Source organism: Ruegeria sp. AB10 (genome assembly GCF_056542745.1).
The window spans coordinates 14408-32838 of the sequence record NZ_JBQGAI010000015.1 but is presented as its reverse complement, the minus strand read 5'-3'; the positions used below and the strand labels follow the sequence as shown (position 1 = coordinate 32838).

At 57.1% G+C, this 18431-nt stretch carries 13 protein-coding genes; 7 read left to right on the top strand and 6 right to left on the bottom strand.

From position 1 onward, the window contains the following. Nucleotides 1-28 precede the first annotated feature (28 nt). The 7 genes from ACR0NT_RS18400 (at nt 29) to ACR0NT_RS18370 (ending at nt 7776) form a co-directional block, all read left to right on the top strand. Nucleotides 29-1177, top strand: coding sequence for an efflux RND transporter periplasmic adaptor subunit (locus ACR0NT_RS18400; protein ID WP_170675020.1), 1149 nt, complete (start codon nt 29-31; stop codon nt 1175-1177). Nucleotides 1178-1180: 3 nt separating this feature from the next. After that, the gene (locus ACR0NT_RS18395) at nt 1181-4435 is read left to right on the top strand and encodes an efflux RND transporter permease subunit (RefSeq protein ID WP_170675018.1); all 3255 of its coding nucleotides are present in this window, start codon (nt 1181-1183) and stop codon (nt 4433-4435) included. Beyond that, nucleotides 4380-4724, top strand: a complete 345-nt coding sequence (locus ACR0NT_RS18390) for a DUF2141 domain-containing protein (RefSeq protein ID WP_480443483.1) — start codon at nt 4380-4382, stop codon at nt 4722-4724. The genes ACR0NT_RS18395 and ACR0NT_RS18390 overlap by 56 nt, the downstream gene beginning before the upstream one ends. 6 nt (nt 4725-4730) lie before the next feature. Then, nucleotides 4731-5579, top strand: a complete 849-nt coding sequence (locus ACR0NT_RS18385; protein ID WP_170675016.1) for an ABC transporter six-transmembrane domain-containing protein — start codon at nt 4731-4733, stop codon at nt 5577-5579. Between the two features lie 175 nt (nt 5580-5754). Continuing rightward, a complete protein-coding gene (locus tag ACR0NT_RS18380) occupies nt 5755-6198 on the top strand; it encodes a hypothetical protein (protein ID WP_170675014.1) in 444 nt (147 codons plus the stop codon). 27 nt (nt 6199-6225) lie between these two features. Next, on the top strand, nt 6226-7203 hold the full coding sequence (locus ACR0NT_RS18375) for a helix-hairpin-helix domain-containing protein (protein WP_170675012.1): 978 nt from the start codon (nt 6226-6228) through the stop codon (nt 7201-7203). A 15-nt stretch (nt 7204-7218) separates the two neighbouring features. Beyond that, nucleotides 7219-7776: a hypothetical protein gene (locus ACR0NT_RS18370; protein WP_170448870.1), complete on the top strand. Its 558-nt coding sequence runs from the start codon at nt 7219-7221 to the stop codon at nt 7774-7776. Nucleotides 7777-8285: 509 nt separating this feature from the next. Here the strand turns inward: ACR0NT_RS18370 and ACR0NT_RS18365 are convergent. The 6 genes from ACR0NT_RS18365 to ACR0NT_RS18340 all read right to left on the bottom strand — a co-directional run bounded on the left by ACR0NT_RS18365 (nt 8286) and on the right by ACR0NT_RS18340 (nt 18428). Further along, on the bottom strand, nt 8286-9629 hold the full coding sequence (locus tag ACR0NT_RS18365; RefSeq protein ID WP_170675010.1) for a ferric reductase-like transmembrane domain-containing protein: 1344 nt from the start codon (nt 9627-9629) through the stop codon (nt 8286-8288). Between the two features lie 337 nt (nt 9630-9966). Continuing rightward, nucleotides 9967-14091 carry an autotransporter outer membrane beta-barrel domain-containing protein gene (locus ACR0NT_RS18360; protein ID WP_170675009.1) on the bottom strand — a complete coding sequence of 1375 codons (4125 nt, stop codon included), beginning with the start codon at nt 14089-14091 and terminating at the stop codon, nt 9967-9969. Between the two features lie 476 nt (nt 14092-14567). Next, nucleotides 14568-14690, bottom strand: coding sequence for a hypothetical protein (locus ACR0NT_RS18355; protein ID WP_480443471.1), 123 nt, complete (start codon nt 14688-14690; stop codon nt 14568-14570). A gap of 114 nt (nt 14691-14804) precedes the next feature. Beyond that, nucleotides 14805-15371, bottom strand: coding sequence for a helix-turn-helix domain-containing protein (locus tag ACR0NT_RS18350; protein WP_170675007.1), 567 nt, complete (start codon nt 15369-15371; stop codon nt 14805-14807). A 104-nt stretch (nt 15372-15475) separates the two neighbouring features. Continuing rightward, nucleotides 15476-16333: a LytTR family DNA-binding domain-containing protein gene (locus tag ACR0NT_RS18345; RefSeq protein WP_170675005.1), complete on the bottom strand. Its 858-nt coding sequence runs from the start codon at nt 16331-16333 to the stop codon at nt 15476-15478. Between the two features lie 850 nt (nt 16334-17183). Next, nucleotides 17184-18428, bottom strand: a complete 1245-nt coding sequence (locus ACR0NT_RS18340) for an NAD(P)/FAD-dependent oxidoreductase (RefSeq protein ID WP_170675003.1) — start codon at nt 18426-18428, stop codon at nt 17184-17186. Nucleotides 18429-18431: the final 3 nt, after the last annotated feature.

The following is an 18431-nucleotide window of genomic DNA, read 5'->3' as shown; positions in this document are numbered from 1 at the left end:
GATTCGGCGGAACGGGAAAAACAGGACGATGACGGACAAAACCCTGGAAACTCAGCAAAAGCCACCCCGGCGATGGCTTTGGATTGGACTGTCGCTGGCGCTGTTTGTTGCGATCGTCATGCTGTTGTTTGACACCGAAGATACAATTGATGTTCAGGCAACAAACACCTCACCCCCACCGCCGACCGTCTCTTTTGTCAGCGTTGCCCCGGAGACCGTGCAGGCGCGGGTTTCGGCCTTTGCCGAAGTGCGCCCTCGTTGGGATGCCGAGCTGCGATCTGCCGTGTCTGGGCGGATCACCGCAGTGCATACCGCCGCTTTGGCCGGGGCACAGGTGGAACGGGGCGACCCTTTGTTTTCAATCGAAAATGCACCTTATCAAAGTACCGTTGCTGCGGCTGAGATGGAACTTGAGCAGGCGAAACTGGCGCTGTTGCGCGCGCAGAACAACGTAACCGTTGCGCAGCGACAGTTTGACCGGGACGAAACAGCACCCCCAAACGAACTGGCTTTGAACCTGCCGCAATTGCGCATTGCCGAAAAAACCGTTGCGGCGGCGCAGGCACGCCTGAATGCGGCGCGCAATGAGCTGAAGGACGCAGAGGTTGTCGCCCCGTTTTCGGGCTTTGTCATCCATCGCTTTGCCAGCCTTGGCCAGACGGTCAACCCGGGCGATGCCCTGATACACCTTTCGGACGACCGGCAATTCGAACTGGTTGCCGAGTTCAGCCAGGCGGATTGGGCGCTGCTGGATCATCCGATCGCGGGCGCCACCGCTGATCTGAAACAACGTTCAGGTCGTTCCTTGGGGCAGGCTGAGGTTCGGCGTGGCGGCGGGTTTCTGGATCAAAACACGCGGCAGGTACGTGTTTTCTTAGACGTCACGAATCCCGATGAAGGCATTCTTGCCGGAGATTTCCTTCAGGTTCATATTCCCGGCCGCCGGATTGACGACGCCGTGACCCTACCGGAAAGCGCGCTGACCCGTGCGGGGTACATTTGGTTGGTGGATGATGAGGAGCACTTGCAAAGGCTCAGCCCGAACATCCTGTTCCGCAGCGAAGGTACAGTCACAATCGTGGCCCCTGATGGAACTGGCCCGTGGCGCGTGGCCAGAACACCTCTGGCCTCGTTTCTGCCGGGCCAGCGGGTGACACCGCAGTCGGATGGGGGCTGAGCCATGCACGCGCTGACATCCTGGTTCATCCGAAATCCGGTCGCTGCCAATCTGATGATGGCGTTGATCCTGTTCCTTGGCGTGCAGACGTTGCTGAACATTCGGATCGAAGGCTTCCCACGCATTCCACCGGAAAGTGTCACAATCGCGATCGAGTTTCCGGACGCCACGGCCGAACAGGTCGATGAATTGGTGACCCAGAAAGTTGAGCAGGCACTTGAGGGGTTGGAGGGCGTGCGAAGCGTAACCTCACAATCCCAGAATGACCTCAGCGTGGTCACCGTCCGCCGCGCAGGTGGCCAGAAACTGCAAGCCGTTCTGGATCGGGTCCGTATTCGGGTCGACGGCTTGACCGACCTGCCCGACACCGCGCGCCGCCCTGTGATCGAAGCGTCGGGTTTCGATTTTCCGGCCCTGTATCTGAACCTGTTCGGTGAAACAGATCCGGCCACCTTGCAGAGCCTGGCGCAGCGCCTGAAGGAAGAGCTGCTGGCGCAACCGGAACTGTCCCGGCTGCAAATCTGGGGCTTGATCCCGCGGGAACTGCGCATCGAAATCGACCCGGCGCTGTTGCGTCATTATGGACTGACCGTTTCTGATGTGACCCGTGCCATCGAAGGAAATTCGCTAGCCTTTCAGGCAGGCCGTCTGCGGACCGAAGGCGGCACGATCTATCTGCGCGCGGACAACAGGGCAAAATACGTGCCGGAATACGCGGCCCTGCCAGTCATTGAACGTGACGACGGGTCCTTTGTGCCTTTGGGCGACATTGCCAAAATCGAAGACGGGTTTCAGGATGGCGAGTACCTGTTTCGGCTGAACGGCAAACCGACTGTGGGGATGGAGGTTCTGGTCGGGCAGAAAGAGAACCTACTGGAAATCAGTGACGTTGTGCGCCGCACAGTGGATGAGTTCAGCCGCCAGTTGCCGTCGCAGGTTCAGGTCGAGGTCTGGGGCGATAGCGCTGACTATATCTCGGACCGTCTGGCGCTGTTGCGGTCGAACGGGGTGCAGGGGCTGATCCTTGTGACCTTGATGCTGTCGGTGTTTCTGAACGTGCGTTTGGCCTTCTGGGTCGCCATGGGCATTCCCGTTTCGGTCATGGGTGCGATCGCGGTCTCGGGCTCGAAATGGGTGGATTATTCGCTGAATGATGTCACGACTTTTGGCCTGATCATCGCCTTGGGTATTCTGGTCGACGACGCCGTTGTGGTCGGCGAAAGCGTTTTTGAAGAACGCAGCAAGGGCAAAGACCCGATCAAAGACACGGAACGCGGTGTGCATCGCGTGGCCGTTGCCACCGTCTTTGGCGTCCTGACCACAATCGCGGCCTTCTTTCCGATGCTGCTGATCGACAACCCACTTGGCAAGGTGCTGGCCGGGTTCGCGGGGATCGTGATCCTGACACTGATCTTCTCGCTCATCGAAAGCAAATTCATCCTGCCCGCCCACTTGGCACAGGTCTCGATGGGGCAAGAGCGTCGGTATCTGCTGACCCGCCTCTGGGGCTGCGTACAGGATACTGCGCAGGGCGGCTTGAACTGGGTCCGGGATCGCATCTATCAGCCGTTGCTCGTTGCGGCCGTGCGACAGCGCTACGCCGTGCTGATCCTTTTCATTGCCGCTGCAACGCTGGGGCTGGGCCTGATGTACAAGGGCAAGGTCAGGACGGTGTTCTTTCCCGAGGTACCGGGTCAGATCATCACGATGAACCTGGAAATGGATGCCCGCGCGCCCTTCCCACTGACCCGCACGAACGTGGATCGGATCGAAAGCGTGCTGAACGATCTGAACACCGAACTTGCCGAAGACGCAGGCATGGTCACGCCGCCCGTTCAGACAGTGTTCACCATCATCAACAGTGCGGGAAGCGCGCAAATGTACGCTGAAATGATCCCGGTGACCGAGCGCCCTGATGTTCCGATCCTCTCCGCCGTCCGCGAATGGCGTGACCGGGTTGGTGCGGTCGAAGGCGCAACCGAGCTGGAGTTCACCGGATCGGAAACGCTTGCCGGAGGGTTCCGCATCCGGTTGGCGTCAAAAGACGAAGACCTGCTGCAGAAAGCCAGCGCTGAGATGAAGGACTTTCTGTCGAATATCGAGGGTGTGGCGAATGTTCGCGATGGGTTGGCAGGCGGCCAACCCGAACTGAAACTCCGCCTGCGCCCGGACGCGCGGCACCTTGGTTTCAACGCCGAAGCCTTGGCCAGACAGATAGGCTATGGTTTTGGCGGGGCCGAGGTAACCAAGGTCAGGCGTGATGGGTCCGAAGTCCGCGTGGTGGTGCAGAACGCGCGGGAAAACCGCGATACGCTGGCCGATCTGATGCAGACCCAGTTGCGCAGCGCATCCGGCGCCTGGGTGCCGCTTGAGACGGTGGCTGAAATCGAAGGCGCTTACACATCTGGCACCATCGATCGCCGTGACGGAAAGCGTATGAACATCGTGGCCGCGTCCATCGACCGTGATCGTGTCGCCCCCGAAGAGGTCGGTCAGGCGGTGTTCGAACAGTTGGTCCCGAAACTCCGAGCCAAGTATCCCAGCGTCACCGTCCTACCTGCCGGTGAACTGGAAGAGATGGCCGATATCAGCGGTGGCCTGAAACGTGCGCTGCTGCTGGCTGCCGTTCTAATCTATGTGCTGATGGCTGTGCCGTTGAAAAGCTATTGGCAACCCTTTGTCATTCTGGCCATTGTCCCCTTTGGCTTTATCGCGGCCGCCGTCGGGCACCTTATCATGGATGTCTCGCTGTCGCTGTTTTCGTTCTTCGGCATGCTGGCTCTGACCGGTGTGATCGTGAACGACAGTCTGGTCATGATCACTCGATACAATCAGGCGCGCGCGGAAGGTCAGCCTGTAAATCTGGCGCTGAAGAGCGCGGGCATCGGACGCTTCAAGGCGATCTTTCTGACCACCGCGACAACGGTGATCGGCTTGCTGCCATTGCTGACCGAAACCTCTGAGCAAGCGCAGTATCTGATCCCCGCAGCTATTTCTCTGGCATTTGGGGAGCTCTTCGGCACCGCCCTGATGCTGCTGCTGGTGCCGGTGCTGATCGCCATCACCGAGGATGTCATCGCCGTTTTCAAACCACCCCTTCCGCAGACCTCTGAAGAAAGGAAACGCCATGACACGGATCCTTCTGGCCCCCGCATTCGCCCTGACGGCGCTGGCGACGCCCGCCGCCGCCGATGGCTTGAAGGTGACTGTCGACGGCATCCGCAACGCCAAGGGAAACATCGTGATCCTTGTCTTTGATGACGCGCGCGCCTTTGACAGTTTGGATGTCTGGAGCGCCATTGACTACGCCCAGATTCCGTCGCGCAAAGGCAGTGTCAGCCATGAGTTCGCTGACCTGAACGCAGGCCCATATGCAGCGCTGTTGTTTCATGATGAAAACAAGGATGAAGACCTGAATATGACTGCGACGCAGTTATTAGAGGGGCTGGGGTCAACAGGTGCCCCCAGCCCCCAGGACGAGCCTGATTTCAAAGCTGCATCGGTCTGGCCGGGCGATGTTTACGTTCGTATCCACTATGACCAGTAGCGCCCTATGTTGAAGGACCAAAAACTGAAAATCGGAACGCTTCTGCGTGTGTTTCGCTGGCGGGTCGGGATCACATGGTTTCTGATCCTGTCAGAAACGGCCTTAACTGTGTTGATCCCGCTCTTCACTGGCTTCGCCATAGATGGGTTGCTGGCCGGAGAGTTTCAGCCCTTTTTGCATTTGGGTGCGCTCATGGTCACTCTGACTCTGATCAGCGTGATCCGGCGGATTTACGATACCCGCGTGTACGGAACCATCCGCGTCGAACTGGGCAAAGCACTTGCCGCGCGGTTTTCAAACCTGCCAATCTCGTCTCTGAACGCTCGGATCGGAATGGGGCGCGAGCTGGCCGACTTTTTGGAAGAGGTATTGCCCAACGCGATTGCCGGGGTCGTACAGTTCGTTGTTTCGGCGGTTTTGCTGTTCTACTTCTCGCCAGAGCTGGCTCTTTCAGCCTGTGGTGTTCTTGTCGGAATGATATCCGTCTACGCCCTGTTTCATTCGACGTTCTGGCAATGGAACCGTGCGCTGAATGAGCAAATGGAGCATCAGGTCAGCATTCTGGAACAACGCCGCAGCCGCCCGGTGCTGGTTCACCTGGAAAAACTGCGCCGCTTCGAAGTAAAGCTCTCGGATACCGAAGCCATTCTGTACGGCGTGATCTTCGTTCTGCTGATTGGCCTTATCCTGTTCAACCTGTGGTTCGCAACGCAAAACCTGGATGCGACACCGGGAACGATCTTTTCGATTGTCAGCTATTCGTGGGAGTTTGCTGAAGCGGCGCTTACCTTGCCGGTGACATTGCAGTCCTGGTCACGGCTGTCCGAAATCACGACCCGGCTGCAGAGCGGCTGACGGTTGGGGCCTTCTCAATCTGATGACAGGATGATCCCGAGTGGCGCCTATTCCTGACGGCCATTTTCTGCCGAATAACCCGCTTAAACAGAACCTCATTGCATCGACTCGGCCATGAGGTGCAAGATCGACGTATTATTTCAATCTATAATCTATACTGTGAGCGAGCCAGAACATGAGCCGCGAGCCATTCCAGTTTGAAGATTTTCCCCTTTCCTTCGCCGAGGCGTCGCAGGCGAACTATTTTCGGTGCGTCTGTGAACACGTCGTGGACGGTGACACCATTGATGTCGTCGCCGATCTGGGCTTTCTCACCTACAGCTATGTTCCAATTCGTCTCAAAGGCGTGGATACGCCGGAATTGCGGGGCACCAGTGGGGTCACGCACGAACGGGCTGTTGCAGCCTTCGCGCTGACACGTGACCGGGCATTGGGCCGCAAGATTCTGTTACGGACGAGCAAAGGCGCGCGATCCTTCGATCGCTTTGTCGGCACCGTGCTTGTCCCGCCCGAACCCGGTGGGAACCCCACTGAAGGTATCGAAACCGTTTCCGGCACGACTTGGACCTCGCTCACTACGCTTTTGATCGACAGCGGTTTGGGGGACGCAATCGATTAACCGACCCGGCCATGACAGGAGGACACAATGATCGACACGACGTGGCATGACACACAAGTGCTGAACGGTATCGGCCCCGTAATGGCCGAAGCGCTCTCAGGCGTTGGCATTCACCACTCCGAACAGCTCTTGGGTCATCCTGATATCGTCCTTGCGCAAAGCCTGGCCGATCTGGGCGGGCTGACGGTTGAAAACCTGATGGCAGAATTCATCCCGCAAGCGCGGCTTTTGCGGCTCGACGGGCTTAGCGAGGCACAGGCCCTCGATCTTGCCCAACGGGGACACGACTATGGCACGCTGATGCTTTCGGATGCCGAAGACCTCATGTCCACGCTGGACGGTGCGGGACATCCGGCCGAGATGCAAGATTTGCTGAAAGCTCAACTCGGTGCGGCACAGCGCTATCAGAAAGGCACGCTTCTGGTGCGTGTTGTCGACCCGGACTTGCAGCCCGTAGCCGATGCCGAGGTGTTCATCATCGACCCGCCTGGCAGCGGCACAGCCGTCGCCTGGACCTATCGCACCAATCAACGCGGCTATGCCCTGATCGAAATGGTCGCCGCCGGACAAAGCGCGATCCTCGCCTTTGCCGACGATCGTGCCGCCTATCTGCCGATGGCGCTGACTGCACAAGCGCGGTCACTGATGTTGGTGCTTGATCGCGACGCGCCAGATGGGATCACGCATGACGAGGCAGTCGACGGCCCCGTCGCCATGGCTGTGCCCGCCAGCCGCCCACAAGTCGATCTGGCTGATCTGGCCGATGGCACATTGTTGGAATATTCGGGGATGCACGAAAACCATGGCGTTCTCACAGTATTCTTTCGCAAACGTTTCAAACTGACCTGGCGAATCGAAATCACCTCGGTGCCACAAGACGACCTGCCTGCCGAGATCAACCCCGGCGCGCTTCTGCTCTGGACGGGCAGTGCGCTCACCGACACTGGTCTTACCAGCCTCGAAGCCCGCCTCACCCTCATGCAGGGCAACCCCCTGCCAATCTGATTCCGGAGACCTGCCATGCCCCCGCCTCCTCCACCCAATAACTCGTCAATCACGGTCTATCAGTGGACCTTTGGACCGCTTGGATCGCCCTGTGGCGCCTGTATGCAATTGGGAGCAGTGCCGTCGCTCGTGCGTCGCTCCAGCCCGCATGCCTTCTGCGTATGTCTGGGCGACATTCCCACACCCTGGCCGTGTACCTTTCAGGGTCGCTCAAACGTCGAATCCGAGACCGAAACGTTCGAAGTTCCGGGCCCTGTCATACCGGCCGGAGGCAGCCGGAAATGGACGACCTCGGCCTCAGCGACAGGTAGCGTCTCGGTCACCGGCGAGGGTGACGGAACTGCGGCCACCGTGTCAGGCAGCACGACCACAGGGGAATCGACGGAATGGAATATCAGCAATCCAAATGATGATATGGCACTTCAGTTGTTCGAAATCTGGAACAACATCAACGAAAGCTGGGTCGATACGGTGGAATGCACCGTCGTGGGTTTTACCGTGACCCATAACATCCCACGCAGCGAAGCACGCCAGGAATTCGGGGGGTTTATCTCACGACCTTTCGTCCCCTGACAACTGAGGGGCGGGTTCCTTCTTGCCGCAGCCATTTGGAACGATCAGAGCTGACGAAACGTGATCCGGAAATGACGTGAAAGCAGGACCGGAAGGCCGGTGAACTGACACGTTTGCCGACCCGACACCCGACTTCTTCAGAGCAGTGGGCTTGGGGCCTTCCCCATTTGATTGACAATGCAACCGCCATAGTGGGTCAAGTCTCAAGCGACCTGGGAAAAAACGGTAAGTTCTGGCCGAACATCAGAAACGGCCACCAGGGCTCAACGCAGCATCGGCGTCTTTATCGACGGTCCAGCCTCGCCGAGGTGCAGAACGGCCCTTAGCCGATATCCGACCCAACACCTTGATGCTGCAACCGCAGCCCCTGTGCCGCCATTTGCCGATGGTGCGAAACAAATTGATGACCGAATTCACGGCCTGCGAACGTAGCCGAAACAAGAATGCGCGCGCGAGCAAAGGCCCGGTCAAAATCCGGGTCAAGTGACAGAGCCCATTCTTGCGGCGCTTCAGCCTCGACCGGACGGAGGTATGATCCGCTCCAGCCGGTTAATGGTACCGTAGTTCGAAAACCGGCCTTTCAACCACATGACCAAGCGTTTGGCTCCGATACCGGTTCGAAATTCAAATTCTTCGTAGTGGTACCGCCGCGAAGTGACGCCGTAGGGCCTCAACCCTGCCCGAAGCGACTCGCGAAGGGAAGCCGGGCCACAGAACGAAACCAGGGCTCGGGACAGGTTCGGCCCAATCTCGCCTGCAATCTCTTTCGCGGTAATCCTCTGACCTTCATCCGAGACGGCAAGGTGCAGGCGCAGGTTCGGTTTCATCTCAGCCAATTTTTCGATTTCGCCCAGATGCGGCGCGCCCGTGCGCGACCTGACGCAATAGAACAGGTCTACAGGCTCGTTTTCAGCATCCAGCGCATCCGCCCAGGCAAGAAAGGGCGTGATGCCGATACCACCGGCCACCCAAACCTCGGGCGCTTTGCCGACATACCGGAACCTTCCGAACGGCCCTTGAACACGCACTAACTGGTCTGTTTTCAGCGCACCTTTGAGGATGGCTGTATAGTCCCCGAGCGATTTTACAGTCACGCGCAATTTGCCGTCGGACCCAATCTTTGAAAAGCTGAACGGGTGAGGTTCATTTTTTCCGGCACCAGTGAAACGCAGAACACCAAACTGCCCGGGCTGCGGGTGCAGCCGATTGCCTTCCGGCGCAAGTGTGATGGCCAATGCTCCGCCAGTGGTTTCAAGCTTTGCGATCCTGTACCTGTAAGACGGGCGCAGTTTGTCCGGTAGCAGCATCCACAGATACGCCGCCATGCCGACCACACAGAATGAACCTGTATAAAGCCCGGCAGGATCGGTCATGGCAAAGGGTTTCGTGATCAGGAAGAAATGCAAAGCTCCGAATGCAAACAGGGCGCCCATGGCTTTGTGGGTCCACTTCCACAAGTGATAAGGAATAAAGGTCGCAACTGAGATGAGGACCAGCAGCAGCAGGCCATAAAAGCTGATTTCGCCGAGGGATTCAGCAAAGTCACTTAGTGCGGTTTCGCGACCCACCCCGCGCATTTCAGCCCCTATAGTATCATGCAAAAGAAGCGCGCCCATGGCCACGATGCCCGCCCATTTGTGCAAGACGTAAACGCGGTCCAGCCCACCGAACAAATGCTCGATACCCGTCAGGCGCGTGGACAGTATCTGGCCCCACGCCATAAGGACCAGCGCGGCAAGACCCAGATACTGGGAAAACAGCGCGGCTTGGTCAGTGATACCCGGCAGGGAGAATAGCTGATATGCTGGGACTAGCGTTGTTGCGCAGATCAGAATGAGGCCAACTGGATTCATCTCGGGTCCTTTTTGAGAATGGGGTCGCCTTTACCTGAGAAGCTGTTGCGTCCGACAAAATTGGTCTTTTGGCAGAATTCAAGCGACATAGGCCGAAGGTTTATGTCCCGCATGGCGCTCAGTTCGGCCTAAACTGACGGAGCTCACGTCCACCTCGTCACTTTGTCTGGCCCTGAAACCCCGAGAGAGTTTGTGGACCACCTGTGCGAGCGGCCTGAGGTGATCCACGGAGACAGACGTTTTGGCGAGTTGCTATCTCAGGGCCACGCACAAGAAGATCGAGGTGGCCAATGTGAGTTCTCTGTTTTGACTTGCCAAAACACGAGTGACCTCCGGTTTAGAACTTCCACTCGTAGGATGCCCAGAGGGCCTGTGTTGATACATCAGCCCCGAGGGTTGATCTTGCTTCAAGGTGCAGGATTCCCCCATGATCGAAGGGCTTTTCGAAGTTCAGCCCCACCTCGCCAAAGGTGTCGGTGCCTCCTCCGCCTGAGGCCAGAGCAAGCGTATTGCCAAATATGGTTACATCCACGACTGACGGCGCATCTGCATCCCGGCGGACTGCCGCCAATGAAGCTGAAAGACGCCCACCAAGCGTGTAGGTCGCGTATTCACCACCGATCCGGGTTTCATTGAACGTGACGGTTCTGTCCCCCACTGTTGCATTGGCGGAACCGCCTGTTTCGGTGTAGCCATCCAAATTTTGTTCGCCGTACAGAAAGCTTGCCCTGGGGGTCAGGATCGCGCCATTTTTCAAGGCGAATTGCCGTTTTGCAGCAACCAAGGCGGTTATCATGTCGCCGGAATAGTCAGCCTCTGACGTATCACTCCCGACGGGGCGAGACTCGTCAGTGTCCAGATCACCATATCCCAAACCAAAGCTCAGATCGGCAAACCCGAAGTTCTGGGCGACGATACCGCTGATAAACACACCCGAGGTGTCAAAGGACGAAGAACCAAAGGTGCCATCGTTCTCGAAATAGCTGGCCCCAAACCCGTATCGTAAACCGGTTCCAAGGTCGCGGGTCGCGCCTAAGCTGACGCTCCACATATTCGAGGAAAGCGACGTAGAACTGCCGCTTGCCGTCCCATCACTTCTGCTGCCACTCACCGAGACGTATGGCCGAAAGCCCTCGATAGGGCCGCTCCCCCGAGTGCTGAGCACAACCCTGTCGCGGCTGACATCGCCGGCGTCATCGTTGTCCAACTGACGTGCAAGAGTGTACGTCAGCCCCGCGATCTCGAACGATTGGTTTGTGTTCGGCTGTAGTTCGGTGGCGTCGAACGAGGCATAAACGGGTGCCGCGCCCCCTTCATCATCAACAAACCAACCTTGCGAGGCCGAGGACACAGACGTCGTGAACACACCGTTGGCCGTGTCATCGTCCTGGAAACGATAAACAACCCGTCCGCCGATATGGCTCAGGTTAACATCGTGATCGCTGACGCGAATGGTGCCGTCGATATCCGCAGAGGTTTCGACATTCAGCGTGCCGCCGCCGTCGCCCAGAAACACCGCATAGCTCTTGCCGGTAGAAGTGGCCGAGACGTCGCCCGTCACATTGACTGTGCCTTGGGCGCTACCCACAAAAATGCCATATGCTTCCGTGTCCGTGCCGCCCTTGGCAGAGACCGAGATCGCGCCGCTATGGCTCAGAACGCCACCAGTGGACAATGCGGCCGTGGTAATACCGTGCGCGCGGACAAGCGAGTCACCTTGGGCTGAAACCGCGATCGCTCCGCTATTCGAAACTGTCGTATCGATCTGGTCAAAAGCCATTCCGACGGCTGCAACGGTAGAAACGTTTTGACCTATCGCAGAAACCTGAAGGGTGCCGGAGTTGAACACGTCCCCGCTGTCCCGAACGTTTGCACCGATAATCCCAGCTGCAAAGGCTGAGGAGCCCTGGTCCGCCATCGCGCCGACAGAAATGTTACCGCTGTTGGACAGCTTGCCACCGACGTGAGAAAACCGAAGGCCCAAGGCGGAGGCATTCAAACCTGAGGCCGAGGCCGCAATCGCGCCCGAATTCTCAAACGAGCCGAAACCGCCCATCGGGTCTTCGTTGATGTTATCCACGTAAATCCCGCTGGCAACAGCGCGTTGGAAAGGAAAGGACGCGCCCGAACCGAGTGTCGTCGCACTTGCTGTAATACTTCCTGAATTTGAAAAACTGCCGTCGATGGCGCCGAGGAAAATCCCGCTCGCTCTCGCAGTGCTGGTTCCCGAGGCTATCGCCGAAATACCCCCGGAATTATCGACTGAACCTTGAATATCATCCAAACTCAGCCCTTCTGCACCTGCAAACGCCGCCTGAGCGGATACAGATATGATGCCCGAGTTGCTGAACGTACCGGCAACATCAATAGCATTAATCCCATCTACGTAGGCAGAGCTTGTGCCGATGGCCTGAGCCGTAATTGCACCGCTGTTATTGAAGGACCCATCAAGGTTACCTCTTATTTCGATCCCTTCGACGTATGCAAAGGACCCTCCCCCAGCGGCCGCCGATATTGTCCCGCTGTTGGTCAACGATCCATCAATGGCACCGGTCAGAATGCCGGTTGAACTGGCGGAACTGGTGTCAATCGCCTGGACCATGATTTGACCACTGTTTTCCAGCGTGCCCGCTACACGGCCCAAAACCCTGATCCCCTCGGCACCCGCCCCTGATCCTTGCCCCACGGCGGTGGCAGTGATCGTACCGGTGTTTGTCATGGTCCCATTTGCCGCAATGGAACCTGTGCGAATGCCTTCGGCCGAGCCGCTGGACCCGTGACTGGCAACCATGATGTTCCCGCTGTTGAAAAGCGTCCCTTGTACCGTCGAAGACCGGATGCCAATAGCCTCTATGCTCGATCCGTTGTCCACTTGGACAGCGATTGAACCAGAGTTGCTCAGAGCGCCACCTATTTCGCCAACATCAATACCGTAGGCGGACGCGTGACTGACGGCATCGGCCCGAACGCTGATGTTGCCCGAGTTCTGAAGTGTCCCGTTCAGCCTTCCGGTATCAATGCCTGTCACCAGTGCTGACGAAGATGTGGCGACGGCCTCTAAAGTTATTGTGTTGGTGTTGATCAGGGAACCGTCGACGTTGCCAGTCTCTATCCCGGTGGCGTTGGCGCTGCTGCCTTGACCAATTGCCGTGATAGCTCCGTTATTGGCCAAAGTGCCCTGAACGAAATCCGTCGAAATTCCGATTGCAGCCCCGTTGCGGCTCCCATTTGCCAAAGCTACCAACTCTCCATCATTGGTCAGCTGATCGCGCACTTCATCAACCTGAATGCCAAAAGCGCTGGCTGACCCGTTGCTGGCCAAAGCGTCTGCAAGAATGTTCGCCCTGTTCAACAGAGTGCCGGTGACGTCACCAGCCCGAATTCCGCGGGCTGTAGCAGAGGTGACACCCTCGGCAATGGCATTGACAGGCCCGGAGTTCGACACACTGCCGAGAACATCACCAAACTCGAATCCATCAGCACTTGCGGTGGAGGTTGTCGCTCGCGCCTGAACAATCACGATACCCGAGTTATCAAAGCTGGCACCGGTAGCAACACCTCCAATGTCAAACCCATCCGCGATCACGTTTCCGCCACGGGCTAACCCGACAAGAAAGCCAGTGTTTGTCAGTGACCCGGTCAGGTTGGAAACTTCGACGACATCCAAAAAGGCTCCGCCGGTATTGCCCGCCGTCATCGTGACCGTAAGTGGACCAGCGTTTGTCAGGCGACCGGAGAGGTTTGTGATTTCAATCGCGTCCCCATTAGCATTGTTTCCAGCAGTTGCCGACACATTAATGGCACCGACGTTATTCAGATTCCCAACCAGATCGCCAATGCCAAACCCATCCGCGCCGGCAATAGTTGCGCCGGTCGCGGAAACATTGATGGGGCCAGAGTTATCGACCACCCCGTTGATCGTCGTTAGAGAAATACCGTCTGCGATGGCCTGCCCGCCAGTGCTTGAGACATCAATACCAATGCTGCCGCTGTTACTTGCGGCTCCATTCACAACGTCGACCACTAACCCGATTGCTTCAGCTCTGCTGCTGTTGCTGCCCCGCAGGGTGATCGTCCCGCTGTTTGCGAGTGTGCCATCGACTTGATTGGTCAAAATTCCCACTGAGGTTCCGATGGTCAGCGCTGAATTCGCGATGTCAATGACACCAGTGTTCTGCACCGATCCTGTCGTGACGCCCGAAACATCGACGCCGAAAATGACTGCTGTATCACCAAGCGCCGCACCCATAGAAATTGTTCCTGAGTTCAGGACGGTGCCGGACAAATCGCCATTGATGTCGATCGCTGCGCGGGTCCTGACGTTCGCCTCGGGGGCTGTCAATTGCCCGGCATTCGTCACAGTGCTGGAATAATCCGCCACGTTGACCTGAACCAAGGCAGGCCCCGGCAAGCGATTGATGCTAATCGACCCGGTGCTGGTGATGGTATGGTCTTCATCCACACTGCTGATCAGGGGCGTAGTTCGCGGGCCGTTCACAACCTCTCCCACCGAGGCCCCTGCGGACACTGCCAAAACGGAGGCAGAGCACAAGAAGAGCGAAGGCGCGATGCTCGCCACTTGTCCCTTCCACTTGGTTAGACGCCCCCCGCGCGCAAAAGCGCGTACCCGCTGCTCGACCTGCATTTTTTCTGCCCCATCTGGCTAATGTTTTTTGTTGTGAACGATCAGGACTGATTACCCAGCGTCATCCGCTCAATGCGCATTTGCTCGCACACTCAATACTGGGCTTGAAGGGTCAAAAAAGGCGAGAATACGGCTGTTTCACAGGTATTGAACCTTAGTTTATGCCGCTTACACCTTAGTTTATCGCAGCCTGGAACTTCGCGGTTTCGAAGACGTTAAGAACGGCTTGACCTAACCGCACGCTCCCAATTCTGCGCAAACAGCACAGAACGCATTTGTTGCGCGGCTGACCATCAAAACATGAAAATAAACAGTTGCTCGGCTCTGTCAAACTTGCCGCCTACCGGAAGCGCCTGTATTTCGTCGCCGCCGTTGAGCTTGAGGATAAGGCTCATGTCGCCAGTGAGCCGATCCATTCGGAGCGGCCTTCGCTGTGGGCGAATAACGGTTCAAGGCTAGACATCTGCATCCCGGCACGTTGGAAAGGGCGCCGAGGGCTGAGAGCCAGTCAGAAACCAGCCGATCAAACTTTAAGGGTGGCGTTTTTGCTTCGATCCGTCGCCGGTAAGATCTTCCAAAAGGGCACTGAAAAGTTGCGCTTTGTTGGAATAGCCTGACTTCCTGTAGATTGAGTACGTTTGCGCTTTCACTGTGCCTTCTTTCGCATTTCTGGCTTCAGCAATCTCTGCGGTGGAACATCCTTTCAGAAGAAGCCGTGCGACATCCCTCTCGGCTTTGGTAAATGCCCACTTTTCAAAGTAACTCATCAAGAGTTCCTCAAACGCTTCCGAGGCGCGGGTCGCTTTGCCTTCAAGCTTGGTGACGTGGTTCCCCATACGAAGCAACTCTACTCCCAGAACAGCGATCGCCCCCAACAAACACAGCATTACGATGATTGCCCAGATGTGGTACTCATCCCAGTTGTGCAGCCACTCCCATCCCATCGCCTCGCTGAACTCTTCCAGAAGCATCACGAGTGCTGCAGCAAGTGATGCGAAAAAAGATAGTGCCAGACGTTCTTTGGAGGGCATCATAGTGGGGTCTTTCAAATTGCCGGTCATCTTTGCGCCGGTCGTTGTTTCTTGTGTGCGGATCAAGCTGGTCAGTTGACCATCCTCGCCATGCAGAACGCCTCGATGAGGAGAAATTGAGCAGACGAGATGTTGTTAGAGGGTCGAGCACTGATGCTGCCCGAAAAGGCTCAGCATTGAGCCCGTTTGTTTTTGGTTGCTTTATCCGCCTGCTTGGTTTCGGGTGTCTGCGCTTTTCGTTGTTCGATTATTTCTTTAACCTTGGGCACTATCTTTCGGCTTATCGAAAACTCATCACCCCCCGGAGTCACTATGTATGGGTTCCCATTTCTGTAAACGAGCTCGCCCATTTCTTTCTTGGACAGCCACCTCGACCGATGGACCAACAGACCGGCATCGGAATCCAGGTTTTCTGCGGCGCTTTTCAGCGTCATTCGTATCAGCTGTGTTCCGTTTTCAGTTGTAACCGATACATATTGGTTCTGAGCTTCAAGCATCAGCAAGGGTCCGCGATTTGCCTCGTCTAGCCTCATCTGGATCGGGCAGTCCAAGTGCCTTGGTGGGCGCCGGAACAGGTACTTCAGGGGGTCGTATCCGAAACCGTTTACCGCCTGCGCTCTGAAGTGCAAAAATATAGCGTAGGTAATTACGCTAGAGACAAACGCAGATGTGCAATAATACAGAATTGCGTGTCCAAAAGATGATCCGCCCGCCAGCAAGTAAGTTACAATAAAGGTTTTCAGGAACAGAATTATTAGATAGCTGCCTAAAGCTGCCCAAAAGACGCAAACTGAATTTCGAAGAGACCAGTAGAACAGAGTGGGCCCGGCAAAAAAATAGAACGCATAAAACGCAATAACCCATGCCAGCACATACAAGGCGTGCTGAAGCTGGCTGATGTTGGGAACTGCATGCCCGCGCTCCACAATTACGAGAGCTAGAAAAATGACGGCATAGGCTGAAATGAAGACTTTGTCTTTCATCAAGCCACGTAGCCAGACCGTAAGTTCAGCCTTCGTCAGCAACAAACTTTGCTCCCCAAGCGATCATCAATTCGGACATACCTGCTTTCCGCCGCTACCGAAAAACTGAGAGCTGGCGCAAGACTCGTCACAAACAGGTTCTTGTGGAGGGTAGTAATACCGCGACCCAGAACCGCCAAGTAGGTATTGAATGGGCTTTGGGCATAGAGTCCCCTTTCAAACAAAAACCTGATGCGAGTAGCGGGACGCTTCGGTCTGCATGCCACCTGGACCATTTCCATCCCCAACTTGTAGCCCCGCACGCCTTTAGGTTGCAGGGGCTTGATCTGCGAAAAGTTGAATCTGCGCGACATGACTATTTCTGTTGTGACCAATTCTGCGCTTGGTTTTCAGTCCGGAAGAGCAAGTTTCTCAAGGTCGGCACTTTGCGGAACCTACAGTGTAGTTGCCCTCATCTAAACCGGCTGACATTTGGGAAATCCCGCTTTGGTGTGAATAACTGGCACTTTGGTGCGAGTAACGTTCGGCGGTGATTTCACTGTCGCCCTTCTTTTTCGTCAGATTGCACTATTTCCGCACTGCAACGTCGCGAGCGGCCAGCCAACGACGAACAAAGAACGCAGACATAGCCCTGTAACGCCCGACTTTTGGCTATCTGTTCGAATCCACGCGGCTTGATGGCGAGGGGAGGCCGCGCGGCGTCAACGGCCTCCGGCCTCGTTGACAGACTAACTCTGATTTCGGCTGCATTTCGCCAAAAACCATAAAAAATGTAAGCTTTGGAATTCAAACGCCTCTAGTCGAACAGGGACGAGACGGGTGTGCAGGCGCTGTTTCGATTAGGACTGACACGTATCCCAATGACACCCAAAGCGACTGCACTGCCGACGGTCGCTCACCCTCGGAAACGATCCGGGCTGAATGCCTGTATGTCGGTCCGTGACTGCCGATTTGCAATCTCGTCCGCAACCAGCAGGGCCGTTGTTGCACCCAAAGTCAGACCCAATTGCCCGTGACCCGTTGCAAAGGTGACATTCGCCAGACTTCCGCTTCGGCCAATGATCGGCCGGGTGTCGGGCGTCAGCGGCCTCCGTCCGAACCGGCGTTCGGCGCTGCCCGTTTTTAACCCCGGCAGAACCCGCCGTGCCTTCTCTACCAATATATCGGCGCGTTCCCAGTTTGGGAGCGCGTCGGCACCGGCAAATTCAATTGTCCCGGCAACGGCAAGCGCGCCGTCGTAGGGCGTGATACCGAACCCGCCCTTTGCGTAGAAAACGGTATGGGACAGGTCGACACCGCTGTTCGTCAAGGCGGTGGAATAGCCGATGACGCCTTCGATCCGCAGCGGAACGCCCAATTCTGCTGCCAGATCACGGGAGCGCGTGCCGGCAGCCAAGACAAACTCGTCAGCCGCAATAGCGCGGCCATCGCGCAGCTTCACGGCCTTTACCTGACGGCCGTCCCGGTCAAAACCGACCGCACTGCCAGAGATGACCGTCCCCCCACGCGTCAGAAAGGCGTCATGCAGCGCCTCAACCAATTGTTTGGGGTCTGTCACGAAACTCCAGTCGCGCAGCAGGGCAGCGTGTTTGAAATCCGGCGCAATGGCCGGGTCGATGTCATGTGCCTCTGCACCGCTGACTTCTTCAATCGAGCATCCCAGTTCGCGGGCCAGATCAAAGGCGGCGGCCATGTTTGCGCGATCGTCATCGCCGTCAAACAGCTTGATGACAGGGCGTTCCACCAACAGGTCAGGCCGCCCGATATCAGCCAGTTGCGCCTTGAAATCCATGGTCGCCAGAAAGGTCAGCCGCGCCAAATCCGCTGCAATGGCCCGCATTTTCGAAGGGCGCGCATTGGCGACAAATCGGGTGAACCACGGTGTCAATCGCAGGGCCGAGCCCGGGCGCAAGGTCAATGGCGCCTTGGGGTGCATCAACAGCCCCGGAACTTTCGCCAGCATCCCGGGTTGGGACAGCGGCACGATCTCACCCACCGCGATGCAGCCGCACGAGGCCCAACTGGCGCCCTCGCCCACCGGGCCCGGCTCGATAACGGTGACTTGATGCCCCTCGGCCTGCAAAGCCAGCGCGCACGAGATACCCACGACGCCGCCGCCGATCACCACCAGGTCAGGCATGTC